Annotated in this window: 12 protein-coding genes; 9 read left to right on the top strand and 3 right to left on the bottom strand. The window is 71.8% G+C overall.

Going from position 1 to position 18,500, the window contains the following annotated elements; all coding sequences use genetic code 11:
• Nucleotides 1-29: 29 nt before the first annotated feature.
• Together KBX26_RS26510 and KBX26_RS33080 are read right to left on the bottom strand one after the other, a co-directional pair.
• Nucleotides 30-1,208 (bottom strand): acyltransferase, encoded by a 1,179-nt coding sequence (locus KBX26_RS26510; protein ID WP_210861980.1) that lies wholly within the window; start codon nt 1,206-1,208, stop codon nt 30-32.
• A 294-nt stretch (nt 1,209-1,502) separates the two neighbouring features.
• Entirely contained in the window at nt 1,503-2,522 is a 1,020-nt protein-coding gene (locus tag KBX26_RS33080; RefSeq protein WP_210866641.1) for an ArsR family transcriptional regulator, read from the bottom strand.
• Nucleotides 2,523-2,828: 306 nt separating this feature from the next.
• On the opposite strand from KBX26_RS33080, the gene ileS reads away from it, so the two are divergent.
• Together ileS and KBX26_RS26495 are read left to right on the top strand one after the other, a co-directional pair.
• Nucleotides 2,829-5,975: an isoleucine--tRNA ligase gene (ileS, locus tag KBX26_RS26500; protein WP_210866640.1), complete on the top strand. Its 3,147-nt coding sequence runs from the start codon at nt 2,829-2,831 to the stop codon at nt 5,973-5,975.
• Nucleotides 5,976-6,071: 96 nt separating this feature from the next.
• On the top strand, nt 6,072-6,761 hold the full coding sequence (locus KBX26_RS26495; protein ID WP_030336572.1) for a 1-acyl-sn-glycerol-3-phosphate acyltransferase: 690 nt from the start codon (nt 6,072-6,074) through the stop codon (nt 6,759-6,761).
• Between the two features lie 9 nt (nt 6,762-6,770).
• On the opposite strand, the gene KBX26_RS32540 is transcribed toward KBX26_RS26495, so the two are convergent.
• Complete coding sequence (locus tag KBX26_RS32540; protein ID WP_247681079.1) at nt 6,771-8,084, bottom strand: hypothetical protein; 1,314 nt, start codon at nt 8,082-8,084, stop codon at nt 6,771-6,773.
• 107 nt (nt 8,085-8,191) lie between these two features.
• On the opposite strand from KBX26_RS32540, the gene KBX26_RS26485 reads away from it, so the two are divergent.
• From KBX26_RS26485 to KBX26_RS26455, 7 genes are all read left to right on the top strand, one after another.
• Nucleotides 8,192-10,186: a TIGR03960 family B12-binding radical SAM protein gene (locus KBX26_RS26485; protein ID WP_030336569.1), complete on the top strand. Its 1,995-nt coding sequence runs from the start codon at nt 8,192-8,194 to the stop codon at nt 10,184-10,186.
• A gap of 248 nt (nt 10,187-10,434) precedes the next feature.
• Nucleotides 10,435-10,875 (top strand): hypothetical protein, encoded by a 441-nt coding sequence (locus KBX26_RS26480; protein ID WP_030336567.1) that lies wholly within the window; start codon nt 10,435-10,437, stop codon nt 10,873-10,875.
• A 10-nt stretch (nt 10,876-10,885) separates the two neighbouring features.
• The gene (locus KBX26_RS26475; RefSeq protein WP_030336565.1) at nt 10,886-12,379 is read left to right on the top strand and encodes a WXG100 family type VII secretion target; all 1,494 of its coding nucleotides are present in this window, start codon (nt 10,886-10,888) and stop codon (nt 12,377-12,379) included.
• Between the two features lie 10 nt (nt 12,380-12,389).
• Nucleotides 12,390-13,808 (top strand): type VII secretion-associated serine protease mycosin, encoded by a 1,419-nt coding sequence (gene mycP, locus KBX26_RS26470; protein ID WP_210866639.1) that lies wholly within the window; start codon nt 12,390-12,392, stop codon nt 13,806-13,808.
• Nucleotides 13,809-13,965: 157 nt separating this feature from the next.
• Complete coding sequence (locus tag KBX26_RS26465; protein WP_081884033.1) at nt 13,966-14,778, top strand: TIGR03936 family radical SAM-associated protein; 813 nt, start codon at nt 13,966-13,968, stop codon at nt 14,776-14,778.
• A gap of 131 nt (nt 14,779-14,909) precedes the next feature.
• The gene (locus KBX26_RS26460; protein ID WP_210858161.1) at nt 14,910-18,029 is read left to right on the top strand and encodes an Rne/Rng family ribonuclease; all 3,120 of its coding nucleotides are present in this window, start codon (nt 14,910-14,912) and stop codon (nt 18,027-18,029) included.
• Nucleotides 18,030-18,100: 71 nt separating this feature from the next.
• On the top strand, nt 18,101-18,274 hold the full coding sequence (locus KBX26_RS26455; protein WP_210866638.1) for a hypothetical protein: 174 nt from the start codon (nt 18,101-18,103) through the stop codon (nt 18,272-18,274).
• The last annotated feature ends 226 nt before the right edge of the window (nt 18,275-18,500 follow it).

The raw sequence follows: 18,500 nt of genomic DNA, 5'->3' as shown, positions 1-18,500 counted from the left end.
GGGCAACCTGCCGTCCGCCAACCTCATGATCAGCGGCGGTCGCCGCCGGGAGTGAGGACCGGCAGGGCGGGCACCGTCCGCTCGTTGGAGTCGGCCGACATGGAGGGCTCGGGGGTCGTCGGCGCGGGGGACGTCGGCGTGGCGGCCGGTGTGGCGGGGACCACCTTTCCCCGGCCGGAGAACCGGCGTCCCACCCCGATCATCGGCTGCTCCACCCAGCGGTAGAGCAGATCGGCGGCGAGCAGACCGACCACCGTGGTGGCGACGAACAACCGGGTGCTGTGCCCGGCGTACGACGGGACCAACGCGATCACCGTCGTCATGGCGAGGTACTGCACCAGGTACAGCGAGTAGGAGCGTTCGCCCACGAACACCAGCGGTCGCCAGGAGAGCAGCTTCGTCGGCAGGCCCGAGGCCAGCATGGCCGGGAGCAGCACCGCCACCGCCACCGCGTAAACGCCGATCATCAACTCCGAGTGACCGTCCTCGGCGGGCGGCCAGTACGGCAGCGACAGGTGCACGGCGACGAACCCGACGAGTACGGCGAGGGACGCCACCGGATGGGTCAACGGCCGGAACAGCGCGTACCCCCGGGGGTGGTGCATGACGACCGCCAGCAGACAACCCACCAGGATCGACACGTAGTGGATCGGCCAGTAGGGCCAGTCCTTCTCGAACGGGATCAGCGCGACCAGAGCGGCGATGGCCAGCAGCGTCACCGCCATCCGGCGCAGGAACGCGGTGCGGACGAACACGAAGGCGAGCAGCGGCCAGACCAGGTAGAACTTCCACTCGATCGCGATCGTCCAGGAGTGCGGGAACGCCTGGTTCGGCGCGAACTCGTTGACCATGAGCAGGTAGAACGGCATCGACTCGCGCAGCCTCGCGCTGGCGCCGTTGAGGTGCGCGAGGGCGTATGTCGCGGCGAGCACCACCAGGTAGACCGGCAGGATCCGGAAGATGCGCCGGACGTAGAAGGACCGCAGCGACACCCGCCCCCGCGACTCCTCCTCGCGCAGCATCAGCGTGGTGATCAGGAAGCCGGAGAGCACGAAGAACAGTTGGACGCCGACCCAGCCGGACAGCCAGGTCCATCGCGGCCCCCCGAAGTGGAAGGCGACGACGATCACCGCGGCGATCGCACGGAGCCCGTCGAGGGCAGGAAACCGGCGCATCGCTCGGTATTCGGCGTAACTTATCGTGGCCACTCGCTGAATTCTGGGGAGCGGCACACAACGCGTCAAGGCGGCTCTCTGACGCCGCCTCGCTCCGGAACGCCACCCTCCCCGTGACCCCGAGCCGTCGAGCGGGGTGACAACTCCATGATCAACAAGGGTCGGGTGCCGGTCTTGCCAGCGCCGTTCGGCCCGGGCAGGCCGAACAGCTCCCCGTTGCCGACCGTCAGGTCGACGCCGCGGACCGCCTGGACCTTACGACGCTGTGACCCGCAGGTTAGGAGCCACGGGGGAAGGTGGGAAACGGATTCGGATCGAGCCGAATGCTCAGGCCGAGACGTCCGCCGGCTCGTCACCGACGAGCTGTACCAGTGCCAGACCGGCCGGTTCCAGGCCGTACAACACCAGCCGGCCCACCCGGCGACGATGCACCACACCGGCGGCCAGCAGCGCGGAGAGCTGCTCCGACACCGTGCTCGGGGCGAGCCCCAGAGCGGCCGCGAGGCCAGCGGTGGTGGCTGGCCGCGCCAGCGCCCGCAGCACCTGGGCACGACCTCGGCCGACCAGCATCGCCAGCCGGTCCGTGACCGGTGTCGTCCGGGCCGTCGAGGTCGGCCCACCCTCGGCGAGCACCACCGCCCCGCGCGCCTGGTAGGAGACGGCGATGATCTCCGGATGGTCGGTGGCGCAGATGAGTGCTCCCTGCGCGAAGACCAGGGGAATCAGCAGCAGCCGCTGGTTCACCGCCGTGAACTCCTGCTCCGACGGCTTCACCAGCGTCAGCACCGGCTTGTCCCAGCGCACCCGCTCGTGCAGGTCGGCCAGCAGCGCGTCCGGACCGTACGCGGCGAGCGCCCGGGCCCGGTGCAGCACCTCCTCGTCCAGCGCCGCCTGCATCGCCGGCCACCACGGTGCGATGGCCGCGTCCCAGTACGCCTCGATGCCGTCGGCGAGTCGCTCCAGGGCGGCCCGCCGGTCCGTGACGAACGGGCGGAGCCACTCCGGCAGGTCGTCCGGCTGGTAGTAGTGGGGGATCTGCTCGGCGATCACCTCAGCCGGCGTCGCGCGCAGCTCGGCGAGCTGGTCGGCCAGGGTCGGCGCGGCCGACGTGGGGATCGGGCTGAGGAAGTCCGGTGCGGGTAGGCCGACGGTCAGCAGCCGGGCCGGCGCGGTCGCCGGCACCTCGTCGAGCACCCGCCGTGCGTGCCGCGCCCAGGCGGTGTACGGCCAGGGCGCCTGCACCGGATGGCGGTGCAGCACGAACAGGCTGGTCAGCACCTCCCAGAGCGGGCTGGTGGCGATCCGGGTGCGGGACAGGGTCGGCTCGTCCAACTCGATCCGGATCACCCGGTCAGCCTAGGGTGCCGGAGCGCGCGTCACTCGGCGGTGGGGTGGGGTGCGGGTCTTGTATCGTTGAGCACCGTAAGGCGATGACCCGGCCATCACCGGTGAGCCTCCGGAAGAACAGCCGGGCGACCGGCCCAGTAGAACCGGACGGGTGCGGCCCGTCACAGCCGGCAATGAGCGGGCGGTCGATCCTGACCGCCAAGCGGGGTGGTACCGCGGGCCACCCGGGAGCGCCGTCGTCGGCGTACCCGGACGGTTCGTCCTCGCAGACCCACGTTGAGTGAGCTGCGAGGAGAGCGACCCCCGATGGCCTATCCGTTGCACGACCCGACCGCCGCCGGTGTGCCGGCGAGCCCGGACCTGCCCGCGGTCGAGCGCCGGGTGCTGGAGCACTGGACGGCCGACAAGACCTTCGAGGCCAGCGTCGAGGCCCGTCCCGCCGGCACCGACGGCAAGAACGAGTACGTCTTCTACGACGGCCCGCCGTTCGCCAACGGTCTGCCGCACTACGGTCACCTCTTCACCGGCTACGTCAAGGACGTGGTGCCGCGCTACCAGACCATGCGCGGCCGGCACGTCGAGCGGCGCTTCGGGTGGGACTGCCACGGCCTGCCCGCCGAGGTGGTGGCCGAGAAGCAGCTCGGCATCACCAGCAAGGCGGAGATCATCGACCTGGGCGTGGCCCGGTTCAACGAGGCCTGCCGGACCTCGGTGCTGGAGTTCACCCAGGACTGGGAGCGGTACATCAACCGGCAGGCCCGCTGGGTCGACTTCACCAACGACTACAAGACCCTCGACCTGGACTACATGGAAAGCGTCATGTGGGCCTTCAAGACCCTGCACGACAAGGGTCTGATCTACGAGGGTTTCCGGGTGCTGGCGTACTGCTGGCGCTGCGAGACGCCGCTGTCGAACACCGAGACCCGGATGGACGACGTCTACCGGGACCGGCACGACCCCACCCTGTCGGTGTGGTTCGAGCTGACCGCCGACGAGTCCGCCCCGGAGCTGGTGCGCGGGCCGGTCAAGCTGGGCGTCTGGACCACCACGCCGTGGACCCTGCCGTCGAACCTGGCGCTCGCCGTCGGCCCCGACATCGAGTACGCGGTCCTGGAGCGCGAGGGCGAGCGGTTCGTGGTCGGGGCGGCGCGGCTGGCCGCGTACGCCAAGGAACTGGACGGGTTCGAGCAGGTCGGCACCGTGTACGGCCGGGACCTGGCCGGACGCCGCTACACGCCGCTGTTCGACTTCCTCGTCGAGCAGGCCGGGGAGAACGCCTACCAGGTGCTCGGCGCGGAGTTCGTCACCACCGAGGACGGCACCGGGATCGTGCACCTGGCCCCGGCCTTCGGTGAGGACGACCAGAACGTCTGCAACGCCGCCGGCATCCCCACCATCGTCACCGTGGACGACCACACCCGGTTCACCGCGCTGGTCCCGCCGTACCAGGGTGAGCAGGTCTTCGACGTCAACAAGCCGGTGATCCGGGAGCTGAAGGACCGGGGGGTGGTGCTCAAGCAGGACACCTACACCCACTCGTACCCGCACTGCTGGCGCTGTGACACCCCGCTGGTCTACAAGGCGGTCTCGTCGTGGTTCGTCGCCGTGACGAAGTTTCGGGACCGGATGGTCGAGCTGAACCAGGAGATCAACTGGACGCCGGCGCACATCAAGGACGGCTCGTTCGGCAAGTGGCTGGCCAACGCCCGGGACTGGTCGATCAGCCGTAACCGGTTCTGGGGCTCGCCGATCCCGGTGTGGAAGTCCGACGACCCGAACTACCCGCGCCTGGACGTCTACGGCTCCCTCGCCGACATCGAGCGGGACTTCGGCGTACGCCTGACCGACCTGCACCGGCCCGAAGTGGACGACCTGGTCCGCCCCAACCCGGACGACCCGAGCGGTCAGTCGATGATGCGCCGGGTGCCGGAGGTGCTGGACTGCTGGTTCGAGTCCGGTTCGATGCCGTTCGCCCAGGTGCACTACCCGTTCGAGAACGCGGACTGGTTCGAGCACCACTACCCGGGTGACTTCATCGTCGAGTACATCGGGCAGACCCGCGGCTGGTTCTACACGATGCACGTGCTGGCCACCGCGCTGTTCGACCGGCCGGCGTTCCGCAACTGCCTGAGCCACGGCATCCTGCTCGGCTCGGACGGGCGCAAGATGTCCAAGAGCCTGCGCAACTACCCGGACGTCTACCACGTCTTCGACTCGTACGGCTCGGACGCGATGCGCTGGATGCTGATGTCGTCGCCGGTGCTGCGCGGCGGGGACATGGCGGTGACCGAGACGCTGATCCGCGACGCGGTACGCCAGGTGCTGCTGCCGCTGTGGAACGTCTGGTACTTCTTCACGCTCTACGCCAACGCCGACGGGTATCAGGCGCGGCGGCGCACCGACTCCACCCATCTGCTCGACAGGTACATCCTGGCGAAGACGAACGAGCTGGTGTCGACGGTCGGCGCGCAGATGGACGCGTACGACATCTCCGGCGCGTGCGCCACCGTCCGGTCCTACCTGGACGCGCTGACCAACTGGTACGTGCGCCGGTCCCGGGACCGGTTCTGGTCCGGTGACGCCGACGCGTTCGACACCCTGTCGATGGTGCTGGAGACGCTCTGCCGGGTGGTGGCGCCGCTCGCGCCGCTGACCGCGGAGGAGATCTGGCGTGGGCTCACCGGTGAGCGGTCGGTGCACCTGACCGACTGGCCCTCGGCGGAGGAGTTCCCGGCCGACCACGACCTCGTCGCCGCGATGGACAACGTGCGGGCGGTCGCCTCGGCGGCGCTGTCGCTGCGCAAGGCCAAGGGGCTGCGGGTGCGCCTGCCGCTGTCGACGCTGACAGTGGCCTCGCCGGCGGCGGAGCAGTTGCGCCCGTTCGCCGACCTGGTCGCCGACGAGGTCAACGTGAAGACGGTGGAGTTCAGCGCGGAGCTGTCCGCGTACTGCGAGCAGGTGTTGACGGTGGTGCCCCGGGCCCTCGGCCCGCGCGTCGGCAAGCAGGTGCAGCAGGTGATCAAGGCGGTCAAGGCCGGTGACTGGGAGCTGGTCGACGGCGCCCCGGTGGCCGCCGGTGTCACCCTCGCCGAGGGCGAGTACGAGCTGCGCCTGATCGCGGCCGACGCCGAGCACTCCGCCCCGCTGCCCGGCGGCGAGGGCGTGGTGGTGCTGGACACCGACGTCACCCCGGAGCTGGCCGCCGAGGGGCTGGCCCGCGACGTGGTGCGGGTGGTGCAGCAGGCCCGCCGGGACGCCGACCTGGACGTCTCGGACCGGATCGTGGTGTCGGTGTCGGCGTCCGACGAGGTGCGCGCGGCGGTGGCGGGGTACCTCGACTTCGTGGCCGGCGAGGTCCTGGCCGACTCGGTGGACTTCGCCGAGGGCCTCGACGGCTTCGCCGGCGAGGTCGGCGAGGGCGAGCGGGTCACGGTCACCGTCCGCCGGTCGTAGCACGCGGGGCGGACGCCGCCGCACCTCCGTCTGCGGGGTGTGGCGGCGTCCGCTACCGTGACACCGCCCGCTCGCACCTCATCTGCCGGAGGACCAGTGCCCCTGCTCTACACCATCGGCAAGCTGACCGTGGCGCCCACGCTGCGGGTGGCGTTCCGCCCGACCGTGGAGGGTCTGGAACACGTGCCGGAGACCGGCGGCGCGATCTTCGCCGGCAACCATCTCTCGGTGGCCGACGAGCTGTTCCTCGGCACCGTCGTGCCCCGGCACCTGGCGTTCTGGGCGAAGTCGGAGTACTTCAAGGGCGCCGGCGTGAAGGGCGCGATCTCCAAGTTCGTGCTCACCGGCCTGGGCGCGATCCCGGTCGAGCGGGCCGGCGGTCGGGCGGCGCTGTCCGCGTTCGACGCGGCGATCCCGGCGCTCAAGGGCGGTGACCTGGTGGTGGTCTACCCGGAGGGCACCCGCTCGCCGGACGGCAAGCTCTACCGGGGGCGTACCGGCGCGGCCCGGCTGGCCATCTCGGCCGGCGTGCCGATCATCCCGGTCGGCATGATCGGTACGGACAAGGCGCAGCCGATCGGCGCCCGGGTGCCCCGGCCGGGCGCTGCCAAGATCACGGTCCGGTTCGGCAAGCCGCTGGACTTCACCGGCCGGCCGGACGATCGCACCTCGCTACGGCAGATGACCGACGAGCTGATGAGTGAGATCCAGAAGCTCACCGGCCAGGAGTACGTGCCGCGCTACGCCCCGCCGCGGGCCCACCCGGACCCGACCCGCGACGCCTGAGGGCACGGCTCAGCCCCGTTCGGGCTGCACGATCTGGGCGCGCAGGCTGGCCAGCAGGTCGGCGCTGTCGGCCACCGAGAGTCGGGTGAACACGCCGGTGGCGATGCTGCCGTGGTCGACCGACGTGCAGACCACCACGTCACTGCCGTCGGCGCTACCCACCGCGCATCGTTCGTGCCGGCCCCGGACACCGGTGTCCACGCTCTCCGGGGCGCTCAGCGCGTACCGATCGGTGAGCCGGCTGATCTCGGCCTCCGCGTCCGACTCCGGACTGAACCGGAAGCCGGTGCCGCCGAAGACCGTCACCCGCTTGCCGCTCGTCGTGGCGTAGACGCCGGCGAAGGTGTCCTCGGCCAGCCAGTGTTCCTTGCGTACCTCGTTCTCCAACTTCTTGGCGGTCTCGGTGCTGCGGTTGTCCTGGCGCAGGCTGAGGTCGTCCACCTGGACGGGCAGTGCCGCCCGCGCCGGGTACTGGGCCGAGATCGGGAACCCGTAGTAGGCGGGGCAGCCACAGCAGCAGGCCAGCGTGAGCAGCAGCAGCCACGGCCAGCGGCGTCGTCGGCGGACCGGGACCGGCACGTACCCCTTGGGCGCCTGCCAGCCCGGCGGCGGGGCGGGCGGTGGCGCGGTGAACCGCTTGCCCCGGCGCTGCTTGGGCACCTTCGGCGGCGCGGGTGGCGACATCGGTCGGGCCGGCACCATGGGTCCGGCGGCTCGCGGCGCGCTCGGGGCGGCCGGCGGCGGCGCCACAGGTCCGACGGCGCGCGGTGCGATCGGGGCCGACGGCGACACCGGATACGGCCCGACCGGGGGAGCGGGCGGCCCGGAGGACCACTGCCGGGTCTCCGGCGGCGCCGGGTACGACAACGTCGGTGGCAGCGGCGGCAGCTCGGCGGAGGGCAGGTCCCAGCCGCCGGTGTCCACGCCGGCCCACGGGTCGACGGGCGTCTGGTGCTCGGGCGGCCCGACGGAGACCGGCGGGACAGGGGTCGGCTCGGCCGACTCGCCCCAGGCGGCCCGGCGGGGCAGCGGCGGCGGCACCGGAGCCGAACCGCTCCACCTGGGCGCCGGGACCTCCGCGGTGGCGGCAGGTTCCGGCTCGTCCGGCGGGTCCGGCTGGCCCGAGGGGTCCGGGGGGTCCGGCTGGGTCGGTGGTTTCGGCTTGTCCGGCTGGTCCGAGGGGTCCGGCTGTTCCGAGCGGTCCGGCTGGGTCCGGGGTTCGGGTGGGGAGGTCGGCTCGTCGGCGACCGCCGGGTCCCGCTCCGGCTCGGTGCCCGGGGTGCTCCCGTCGGCCGGCCGTGCTCCCGGCTGGGGGTCCGGCATCGCGGCAATCTCCTCTCGCGCCGATCCGAGGTTAGTACCGCGCCGCCACCACCGCCGATCGGGCGTGCGCGCGATCCGCGCCGGGCGAACGCGTACCCTTGGGCATCATGAGTGCCCCGTCCACGACGCCGCGCGCGGCCGCGACCAATTCCGTGTGGTCCCAGCTCGAGCCGCTGCTGCCCCAGGTCTCCAAGCCCATCCAGTACGTCGGTGGCGAGTTGGGTGCGGTCACGAAGGACTGGGACGCCGCCACCGTGCGCTGGGCGCTGATGTATCCCGACGCGTACGAGGTGGGCCTGCCCAACCAGGGCGTGCAGATCCTCTACGAGGTGCTCAACGAACTGCCCGACACCCTCGCCGAGCGGACGTACGCGGTCTGGCCGGACCTGGAGACGCTGATGCGCACGCACGGCGTGCCGCAGTTCACCGTCGACGCGCACCGGTCGGTGCGCGGCTTCGACGTGTTCGGCATCTCCTTCTCCACCGAGCTGGGCTACACCAACATGCTCACCGCGATCGACCTGGCCGGCATCCCGATGCTGTCCGCCGACCGCACCGACGCCGACCCGGTGATCGTGGCCGGTGGGCACGCCGCGTTCAACCCGGAGCCGATCGCCGACTTCATCGACGCCGCGGTGCTCGGCGACGGTGAGGAGGCGGTCCTGGAGATCACCGCGATCGTCCGGGAGTGGAAGGCCGAGGGCTCCCCGGGTGGCCGCGACGAGCTGCTGCTGCGGCTGGCCCGCACCGAGAGCGTCTACGTGCCGCGCTTCTACGACGTCGACTACCTGCCCGACGGCCGGATCCAGCGGGTCGTGCCGAACCGGGCGGACGTGCCGTTCCGGGTGCACAAGCGCACGACGATGGACCTGGACGCCTGGCCGTACCCGAAGAAGCCCCTCGTGCCGCTGGCCGAGACGGTGCATGAGCGGTACGCGGTGGAGATCTTCCGGGGCTGCACCCGGGGTTGCCGGTTCTGCCAGGCCGGGATGATCACCCGGCCGGTGCGGGAGCGGTCGATCACCACGGTCGGGCAGATGGTCCGCGAGGGTCTGGAGTTCTCCGGCTTCTCCGAGGTCGGCCTGCTGTCGCTCTCCTCGGCGGACCACTCCGAGATCGGCGACATGTGCTCCGGCCTCGCCCAGCAGTACGAGGGCACGAACGTCTCGCTGTCGCTGCCGTCGACCCGGGTGGACGCCTTCAACATCGACCTCGCGCAGGAGCTGTCCCGCAATGGTCGGCGTACCGGCCTGACCTTCGCCCCGGAGGGCGGGTCGGAGCGGATCCGCAAGGTCATCAACAAGATGGTGTCGAAGGAAGACCTGATCCGGACAGTCGTCACCGCGTACACCAACGGCTGGCGACAGGTGAAGCTCTACTTCATGTGCGGCCTGCCCACCGAGACCGACGAGGACGTCCTCGAGATCGCGGAGATGGCCCACGAGGTGATCAGGGCCGGCCGCGCCGCGACCGGCTCCAAGGACATCCGCTGCACGGTCTCGATCGGCGGGTTCGTGCCGAAGCCGCACACCCCGTTCCAGTGGGCGGCGATGGACCGTCCGGAGGTCATCGACCACCGGCTCAAGATCCTCAAGCAGGCCATCAACGCGGACCGCTCGCTGGGCCGGGCCATTGGCTACCGCTACCACGACGGCGAGCCGTCCCTCATCGAAGGGCTGCTCTCCAGGGGTGACCGCCGGGTCGGCTCGGTCATCCGCAAGGTCTGGGAGAACGGCGGCCGGTTCGACGGGTGGAGCGAGCACTTCTCGTACCAGCGGTGGGTGGACGCGGCGGCCGAGACGCTGCCCGCGTACGGGGTGGACCTCGACTGGTTCACCACCCGTCAGCGCGACGAGCTGGAGGTCCTGCCCTGGGACCACCTCGACTCGGGCCTGGACAAGGACTGGCTCTGGCAGGACTGGCAGGACTCGGTGAGCGGGTTCGAGCAGGACGACTGCCGGTGGACGCCCTGCTTCGACTGCGGCGTCTGCCCGTCGATGGACACCGAGATCCAGATCGGCCCCACCGGCAAGAAGCTGCTGCCGCTCACGCCGCTGGGCGGCAACGGCATGAAGGTTCCGTCGGGCCACTCGCACCCCTGACCAGGCTGCCGCCGGCTGGCGGCGCCCGACCACCCTCCACATCCGACATGTTTTCCAACGGGCCCACGTCTCGCGGGCCCGTTGGCGTTGTCAGGGCCTCGCCGCGCTGTCGCCCGCACCGGACCCACCGGGATCGGCCGTCATCTGTACCACGTGGTGGTGGCTGGGGCTGCCCCGCCTAGGTCAGACTCGATACGCTGCGTCTGACATGGACCGACCCGGCGGGTCGGGGACGGGGGAGGAATCGCATGGGGAGCATCCCGCCGCCGAGCATCGGCGATCTGCACGTCAGCGTCGAGGACCTGGACGCCGCCGCAGCGTACGTCGAGCGGCTCAGGCAGTACGTCGACGACACCATCAAATACGAGATGGAACGCATCAAGACGCGGATGAAGGGCGACAGCAACAACGCCCAGACCGTCCCGAACGGCACCCCGTTCGGCGCGTACGAGGACGCCGTCATGCAGTGGCGGGCCCTGGAGACCTCCACTGCGAACATGGAAGCGCACCTCACGACGCTCTCCCAGAAGCTCGCCGCGCTGAAGGAGGGCACCGAGGAGATCGCCAAGGCGTTCCGCGACACCGAGGCGCGTAACGGCGCCAACGGCAAGGAGATCGAGCGGCTGCTGGAGTCGGCGTCGCCGCCGCCCACTGCCAGCGGCGCACCCACCTACCCGTACACGGCCTGAGGGGGACGTCATGGCTGGAGGAACCTGGGAGCGGTGCGTCCGCGAGGTGACGCTCTCCGCGGACCCGGAAACGGTCGGTTCGGTCGGAGCGGGCTGGAGCAATCTCTCCAGCGGCCTGCAACAGCTGCGCGACGCGCTCGTCGGTCGGTCGTTCGTCGGCCCGGTCGCGACAGGTCAGGAACGCCCCAACGTCGGCGGTCTGCCCGGGATGCTCGCCGGTTGGAAGGGCAGCGGTGGCGACGCGTACCGCGAGCACCTGGGCAAGATCGGCAAGCAGATCGAGGATCTGATCACCGACGCGACGAACGTCAGTGGCGCGTTGACGCGGATCGAGGGCGACATCCGCAAGTCGGTCTCCACGATCCCGATCCCGCTGATGGACGACTTCGGCTTCAACGAGTGGAGCCTGCCCAACGGCACCGAGCTCGACGACGCCCGCGACGGCGAGAGTTCGTCGGGGTTCCTCGCCGCCCTGCGTCAGGACTACCAGAACAATCCCGCCTCGTACGCCGACGGCGCGTTCCGGGACAAGGCCGACGACCTGGAAGCGACGATGAAGGTCGACGGTCAGGCCGGTGACCAGAAGCGGGGCGGCTGGTGGGACACCAAGTCCCACCTGGACAACTGGTACCGGGACAACCAGCAGGCGGCGAACACCGCGATGGCGCCGCTGCCCCAGGCGGTCTACACGGAGCGTCCCAAGCTGACAGTGGTCCCGCCGACAGGCATCGGTGATCCTCCGCGTGACGACGAGAACGACATCAGGCGTGACACCCGGATTCCGCCAACCGGGCGACCCGACATCGGTGGTGGGGATTTCAGCGGGAAGCCCGATATCGGTGGTGGCCCCACCATCGGCAGCAGGCCGCCGGGCATCGGCGAAACGGGCGGCCCGACGTCCACCGTCGGCCCGTTCTCCCCGACCACGCCGGGCGGGATCGGCGAGGGCTCACCCACCGGCGGCACCGGTCAGCTCACCTCCCCGTCGACCGGTTCCAGCTACCCGGGCAGCGACGCTGGCTACAGCAGCGGTCTGGCCGGCGCCAGTCCGAGCGGCGTCAGCGGCCTGGGCGGTGGCATCGGTGGCGGCGGGGTCGGCAGCGCCGGCCTCGGTGGCGCCGGCGGCGGGTTCGGTGGCGGCGGTGCCGGCGTCGGGTCGGCCGGCGGGATCGGTGCCGGTGGTGGCATCGGCGCGGGCGGTGGCATCGGCGTGGGCGGCATCCCCGGCATGGTGGGTGGCGGCAACGGAAAGCTGCCGCCGATGACGAGCGCCGCGAACGCGCTGCGCGCTGCCGCTGCCGCTGGCCCTGGTGGTGCCGGGATGGCGAGCGGCGCGCGTGGTGCGGGCATCGGCGGCGCCGGAATGATGGGCGGCGGCATGATGGGCGGCGCGGGCGGCGCCGGACACGGCGGTGGCGGCGGCTCCGAGCACTCGTCGTGGTTGACTGAGGACGACGATCCGTGGGGCCCCGGTGACGGGGCGTCCCCGGGCGTCCTTCGGTGAGGATGGACGGATGAGGGTGAACGTCGGAAGCCTCCGGCCGGTAGTCGCCTGTCTGCTGGCGGGGTTCCTGGTGGCGGGGGTCGCCCAGCCGGCGGCCGCCGCGCCCCGGCGGGCCGAGCAGTGGTATCTGGACGAGCTGCGGATCGACCAGGTGCACAAGGTCTCGACCGGGCGGGGCGTGGTCGTGGCCGTGCTCGACAGTGGCGTCGAGGCCAGCCACCCCGACCTGCGTGGCCAGGTGCTTGCGGGTGGTCGCAGCTACGGCGCGGCCGGCGACGGCCGGGCCGACGAGGACGGGCACGGCACGCACATCGCCGGCATCATCGCGGCGAAGGGTGGCTCCGACGGTGTGGACGGCATCGCTCCCGGCGCGAAGGTCCTGCCCATCAAGCTGCGCAAGGGCACCGGGAGCAACAGCGAGGCCGCGGTCGCCCTCGGCATCCGGATGGCCGTCGACGGCGGCGCCAAGGTGATCAACATGTCCTTCGGTGGCCCGGGCATGGCCAGCCCTCAAGAGGCGAGCGCGATCAAGTACGCGCTGGACCATGACGTCGTCGTGGTCGGCTCCGCCGGCAACATCAAGAACGGCAGAAACACAGTGAGCAGCCCGGCGAATACCCCGGGCGTGATCGCCGTGACCGGGACGACAAAGGGTGGCAAGTTCTGGTCCGGCTCCGTCCGGGGGCCGGAGGCGGTGGTCGCCGCTCCGGGCGACAGCGTCTACAACATCACCAACGAGGCGGGCTACGGCTGGGGCGACGGGACCTCCGATTCCAGCGCGATCGTCTCCGGCCTGGCCGCGCTGATCCGGGCAAAGTACCCGGACCTCAGCGCTCCGAGCGTGATCAACCGGATCATCCGGACCGCCCGGGACGCCGGCCCGTCCGGACGGGATCCGCAGTACGGCTTCGGGGTGATCGACCCGATGAAGGCGCTGACCGCCAACGTGCCGCCGGTCACCAGCAACCCGCTGCTCGGTCCGGCCGCCGCGACCGATCCGGACCCGGCCGGCACCGGCGGCCCGGCCCGTACCGGGGGTGCGGACGAGGAGTTCGACGTCACCCAGCACGGTGACCGCGGTGGTCCGACCGACCAGCAGGTGATGGTGGTGGGCATCGGCATCGCCGTGGTGCTGGTGTTGCTGCTGGGGCTGGCGGTGTTCCTCATCTGGAACCGGCGGCGCTACCGGCGGGAGGCGGCCCGAGCAGCCCAGATCCCGGACGAGGTGCTCGACCGGGTGACCCCTGGCGCACCTCCGTCGCCGGACGCGTACTACGCCCCGCCACCCGGCTACGCACCTCCTCCCGGCTACCCGCCGCCACCCGGCCACGGCCAGCCCTCCGGCTACGCACCTCCTCCCGGCTACGGCCCGCCGTCCGGTTACGGCCCGCCGGGCGGGCCACCGCCGGTCCCGCCGACAGAGCGGTAACCGGTCCCGATCGTGATGGCCGGCTGGTGACCTCCGGGTCACCGGCCGGCCATCGGCATTCGCACCGGGTGGTCGCGCCCCTGCTGACCGGTTTGCACCCGTCTGCCGGGGCCATTCGGCTGCCCCGGCTGCGTACCGCCACGGGCTCTGCGCCAGGATGGGCGGACACGCAGGTACACCCGAGGAGCCCACGATCGCCAAGAAGCCTCAACCCGAGGGCGGCCAGGCACCGGTCGTCCAGCGCGTCCGCATCCGGTACGCCAAGCGCGGGCCGCTGCGATTCACCTCGCACCGGGACTTCGCCCGGGCGTTCGAGCGCGCGCTACGCCGGGCCGCCGTGCCGGTCGCCTTCTCGCAGGGTTTCCACCCGCACCCGAAGATCTCCTACGCCAGCGCCGCGCCCACCGGGGTGGCCAGCGAGGCGGAGTACCTGGAGATCGCCCTGCAGGCCGCTGTCGACCCGGAGGCGCTGCGCGCCGCGTTGGACGCCGCGCTCTCGCCGGGGCTGGACGTCCTGGACGCTGTGATCGCCGAGGGCGGCAACCTGCCGGAGCGGATCGAGGCGTCGCGCTGGTACATCGAGTTGCCCGAGGTTGACCCGGCGGTGCTGCGCGCCGCCGTGGACGCCTTCGTCGCGGCCGAGGAGGTGCTGGTCGAGCGGATGACCAAGCAGGGGCGACGTACTTTCGACGCCCGCGCCGCCGTGATATCGATCGATGTCCAACTGCCTACGCCGACGCCTTCCGGGGCACCGGCCGTACCGTGTGCGATACTCGAACTGGTCGTGCGGCAGGTCACCCCGTCCGTACGGCCCGATGACGTCCTTTCCGGCCTCCGCGTGGTGGCCGACCTGGAGCCGCCGGTTTCGCCGAGGGTGACCCGGCTGGCTCAGGGCACGTTGACCGCGCAGGGTGCGATCGTGGATCCGTTGGATGCGGACCGCGACGGGGCAGCCATCGTTGGGCACTGACCGACGGTCCGTGCTCTGGCAGGCAGACTTCGGCGGTCGCGCACCACGCGCGCCCGGCGGAAACACTTTTGCGGCGACCCTGCGTGGCAGCGCTCACCCGCGCCCGGGGTAGCCAGAACTGGAGAACGTCCATGCTCGAGAACGAGCCCGAGGGCGGCGAACGGACCGGTTCACAGCCGGCCGGCGAGACCGCCGACCAGAGCAGCACTGCCGACGGCGCCGCTGTCGCGCCCCCCACCACCGAGGTCGGTTCGGCCTCGGTGGAACCAGCCGGCGCCCAGAGCGCTCCCGAGGCCGCCGAGCCGGCCGCGCCGGTGCGGCGCACCCGGGCGACCCGTCGCCGGGCCGCCCCGCTCAACCAGCCGGAGCAGACCGACGCCCCGGTCGAGGCGTCCACCGGTGGTGCCGGCAGTGCCGAAGCACCGCAGGCGGAGGTCTTCGCACCGATCTCCGGCGACCAGGACGTCGCTCCGAAGACCCCCCGGCGTCGCCGCAAGGCCACCGCCGTCGAGACGACCGCTGAGGAGCCGCTGGTCGCCGCCTCCGCGGAGGCGGCCTCGGCCGAGGTGGTTCCGCCGGTCAAGGTGACCCGTACCCGGCGCAAGAAGGCCACGCCCGCCGCCGTCGAGGAGCCGCCCGCCACCGAGCAGCCGGCCGCCGCCGTCGAGGAGCCGGCCGTCGAAGAGCCGGTCGTCGAGGAGCCGGCCGTCGTCGAGGAGCCGGCGGAGTCCGACCTGCGCGAGGCCGAGGCCGAGTTGACCGACTCCCCGGCCCTCCCGAGCACGTCCGCCGCCGAGCTGGCCTGGAGCAGTGGCCCGCAGGAGCGCTCCGGCGACGTGGCACCGGGCGTGGCCGTGTCCGGTGTGACGGACGAGCCGAACGAGCCCGCCGAGATCGAGCCGGAGCAGCCGCGTACCCGTCGTCGCCGGGCTGCGCTCTCCGCGCCCACAGTGCTGTTCATGGCACCCCAGCCGGACGCGGTGCCGGTGACCCGACCGGTGGAGCCCGCCGCGGCGGCCGAGGAGCCGGCCGTCGAGGAAGCCGCCGAGCCGTCCCGTCGCCGTCGACGTGGCCGCCGCGAGGTCGAGCCGGTGGAGCCGATCGAGGCGATCGAGGCCGAAGAGGAGCCGACCGAGGAGGCCGACGAGGCCACCGAGGCGGATGAGGACGACGAGGACAGCGCCGCCGCGCGCCGTCGCCGCCGGCGTGGTCGTCGGGGTCGCGGCCGGGGCAAGGGCGGGGCCGACGACGCCGAGGACGAGGAGTCCGAGGAGGCGGCACAGACCGACGAGGAAGAGACCGCCGAGGCCGAGACCGAGGGTGACGAGGACGAGGAGTCCGAGGGCGGGGACGGCCTGACCCGTCGTCGCCGTCGTCGCCGCCGTCGTGGCGCCGGTGACACCGAGGGCGCCGCGGACGACGGCGTGCCCACCGTGGTGAAGATCCGCGAGCCGCGCCGCACCGTCGACGAGGTGCAGGGTGTGTCCGGCTCGACCCGGCTGGAGGCCAAGCGCCAGCGCCGCCGCGACGGCCGGGAGCAGCGCCGTACCCGCCCGCCGATCCTCAGCGAGTCGGAGTTCCTGGCGCGCCGGGAGGCCGTCGACCGGGTGATGGCGGTCCGCCAGCGCGGTGACCGTACCCAGATCGCCGTTCTGGAGGACGGGGTGCTGGTCGAGCACTACGTCACCCGCAACTCTTCCGCGACCATGGCCGGCAACGTGTACCTCGGCAAGGTGCAGAACGTGCTGCCGAGCATGGAGGCCGCGTTCGTCGACGTCGGCCGGGGCCGCAACGCGGTGCTGTACGCCGGTGAGGTCAACTGGGACACCTCCGGGCTGGAGGGGCGGGCCCGCTCGATCGAGCAGGCGCTGCGCTCCGGCGACTCGGTGCTGGTCCAGGTCACCAAGGACCCGATCGGGCACAAGGGCGCACGGCTGACCAGCCACATCGCGCTCTCGGGTCGGCACCTGGTCTACGTACCCAACGGCAACGCCTCCGGGATCAGCCGCAAGCTGCCGGACAACGAGCGTAAGCGGCTGCGGGACGTGCTCAAGAAGCTGGTCCCGGACGGCGCGGGCGTGATCGTCCGGACGGCCGCCGAGGGCGCCACCGAGGACGAGCTGGCCCGTGACGTCAAGCGGCTCCAGGCGCAGTGGGAGGACATCCAGGCCAAGGCCGCCGAGGGTGGTGCTCCGGTGCTGCTCTACGGGGAGCCCGACCTGGTCATCCGGGTGGTCCGGGACCTGTTCAACGAGGACTTCCGCGAGCTGGTGATCGAGGGCGAGCAGTCGTACGACATGGTCGAGTCGTACCTGTCGCACGTTTCTCCTGACCTGGTCGACCGGGTCCGCCGGCACGTCGGCACGAGTGACGTCTTCGCCGAGTACCGGATCGACGAGCAGATCATCAAGGGCCTGGACCGCAAGGTCTTCCTGCCCTCCGGTGGCTCGCTGGTGATCGACCGCACCGAGGCGATGACTGTCGTCGACGTCAACACCGGCAAGTACACCGGCTCCGGGGGCAACCTGGAGGAGACCGTCACCCGCAACAACCTGGAGGCGGCGGAGGAGATCGTCCGTCAGCTCCGGCTGCGCGACATCGGCGGCATCGTGGTGATCGACTTCATCGACATGGTGCTGGAGTCGAACCGTGAGCTGGTGCTGCGTCGGCTCACCGAGTGCCTGGGCCGGGACCGCACCAAGCACCAGGTCACCGAGATCACCTCGCTCGGTCTGGTGCAGATGACCCGGAAGCGGATCGGCGCGGGCCTGCTGGAGGCGTTCAGCGAGACCTGCGAGTGCTGCAAGGGCCGGGGCGTCATCATCCACACCGAGCCGGTGCCGGAGAAGCCGCGCCCCGCCGGTGCGGGAGAGAAGGTCAAGGCGGTCGCCGCGTCGGTGGCTCCCGCTCCGGCGGCCGAGCAGGGCGCCACGTCGTCCCGCCGGCGGGCCCGCAAGAACGCCCCGGCGGCGGCCGAGCGGACCGTGGTCGAGGTCGTCGACACCGATTCCAGCCCTGAACCGGACGCCGACTACCAGGACACCATGGGCTACGACCTGTCCCGCTACGAGTCGGACACCCCGGCCGCGCCGGCGATCTCCGACGCCCAACAGGGCGAGTCGGCTCGGCTGGCCGCGGCGGACGACCCGGACGCGCTCGCTGACGGTGAGGGCGACGAGGAGAGCACCGACGGCGGTGGCGGCCGTCGTCGGTCGCGTCGGGGTGGCGCCCGTCGGCGGACCCGCCCCTGAGCACCTGACCGGCCACGTGCGTTGACAAGGTCCCTCTCCCTGGCACAGTGCCCGGGAGAGGGACCTTGCCGTTGCGGTCAGCTGGCGACACCACCCAGGTTCGCGCCGCCGCGCAGGCGGCCCGCCGGCCCCGCTGCCGTGTGGACCTGCCGGAGCGGGACCCGCCGCTCGCGGCGGTGGGCGCCGGGGACGGCCGTACGACCGAGGGCTGCCCGGCGGCGGGCCGGGCGGCGCTGGTCGACTGACGGACCGTGCGGCGGGGGCGGTCGGAGTGGGCCGACGATCCGCAGCTCACGACCCTGCTCACCGGAGTCGGGCCGAGGTTCGCGCGCGCGGGGTCGACGTCGGGTCGATCGACGATGGCGAACCCGGCCGGCTTCAGCAGCGCCTCGACCGGCTCTGCGCGCGCTGACCAGGGCGGGCCGGTTTGGGGTCCGGGCCGGCAATGGCGTACTCTTGCCTGCGGCCCAC

The organism is Micromonospora sp. C97, from assembly GCF_018070385.1.
GTDB classification, from domain to species: Bacteria; Actinomycetota; Actinomycetes; order Mycobacteriales; family Micromonosporaceae; genus Micromonospora; species Micromonospora parva.
This window is presented reverse-complemented; position numbering and strand designations above follow the sequence as displayed.

Coding starts and splice junctions, on each gene's coding strand:
- mycP (WP_210866639.1), top strand. CDS start 12,390: ATGAGGGTGAACGTCGGAAGCCTCCGGCCGGTAGTCGCCTGTCTGCTG.
- KBX26_RS26460 (WP_210858161.1), top strand. CDS start 14,910: ATGCTCGAGAACGAGCCCGAGGGCGGCGAACGGACCGGTTCACAGCCG.
- KBX26_RS26465 (WP_081884033.1), top strand. CDS start 13,966: ATGGGCGGACACGCAGGTACACCCGAGGAGCCCACGATCGCCAAGAAG.
- KBX26_RS26485 (WP_030336569.1), top strand. CDS start 8,192: ATGAGTGCCCCGTCCACGACGCCGCGCGCGGCCGCGACCAATTCCGTG.
- KBX26_RS26480 (WP_030336567.1), top strand. CDS start 10,435: ATGGGGAGCATCCCGCCGCCGAGCATCGGCGATCTGCACGTCAGCGTC.
- ileS (WP_210866640.1), top strand. CDS start 2,829: ATGGCCTATCCGTTGCACGACCCGACCGCCGCCGGTGTGCCGGCGAGC.
- KBX26_RS32540 (WP_247681079.1), bottom strand. CDS start 8,084: ATGCCGGACCCCCAGCCGGGAGCACGGCCGGCCGACGGGAGCACCCCG.
- KBX26_RS26475 (WP_030336565.1), top strand. CDS start 10,886: ATGGCTGGAGGAACCTGGGAGCGGTGCGTCCGCGAGGTGACGCTCTCC.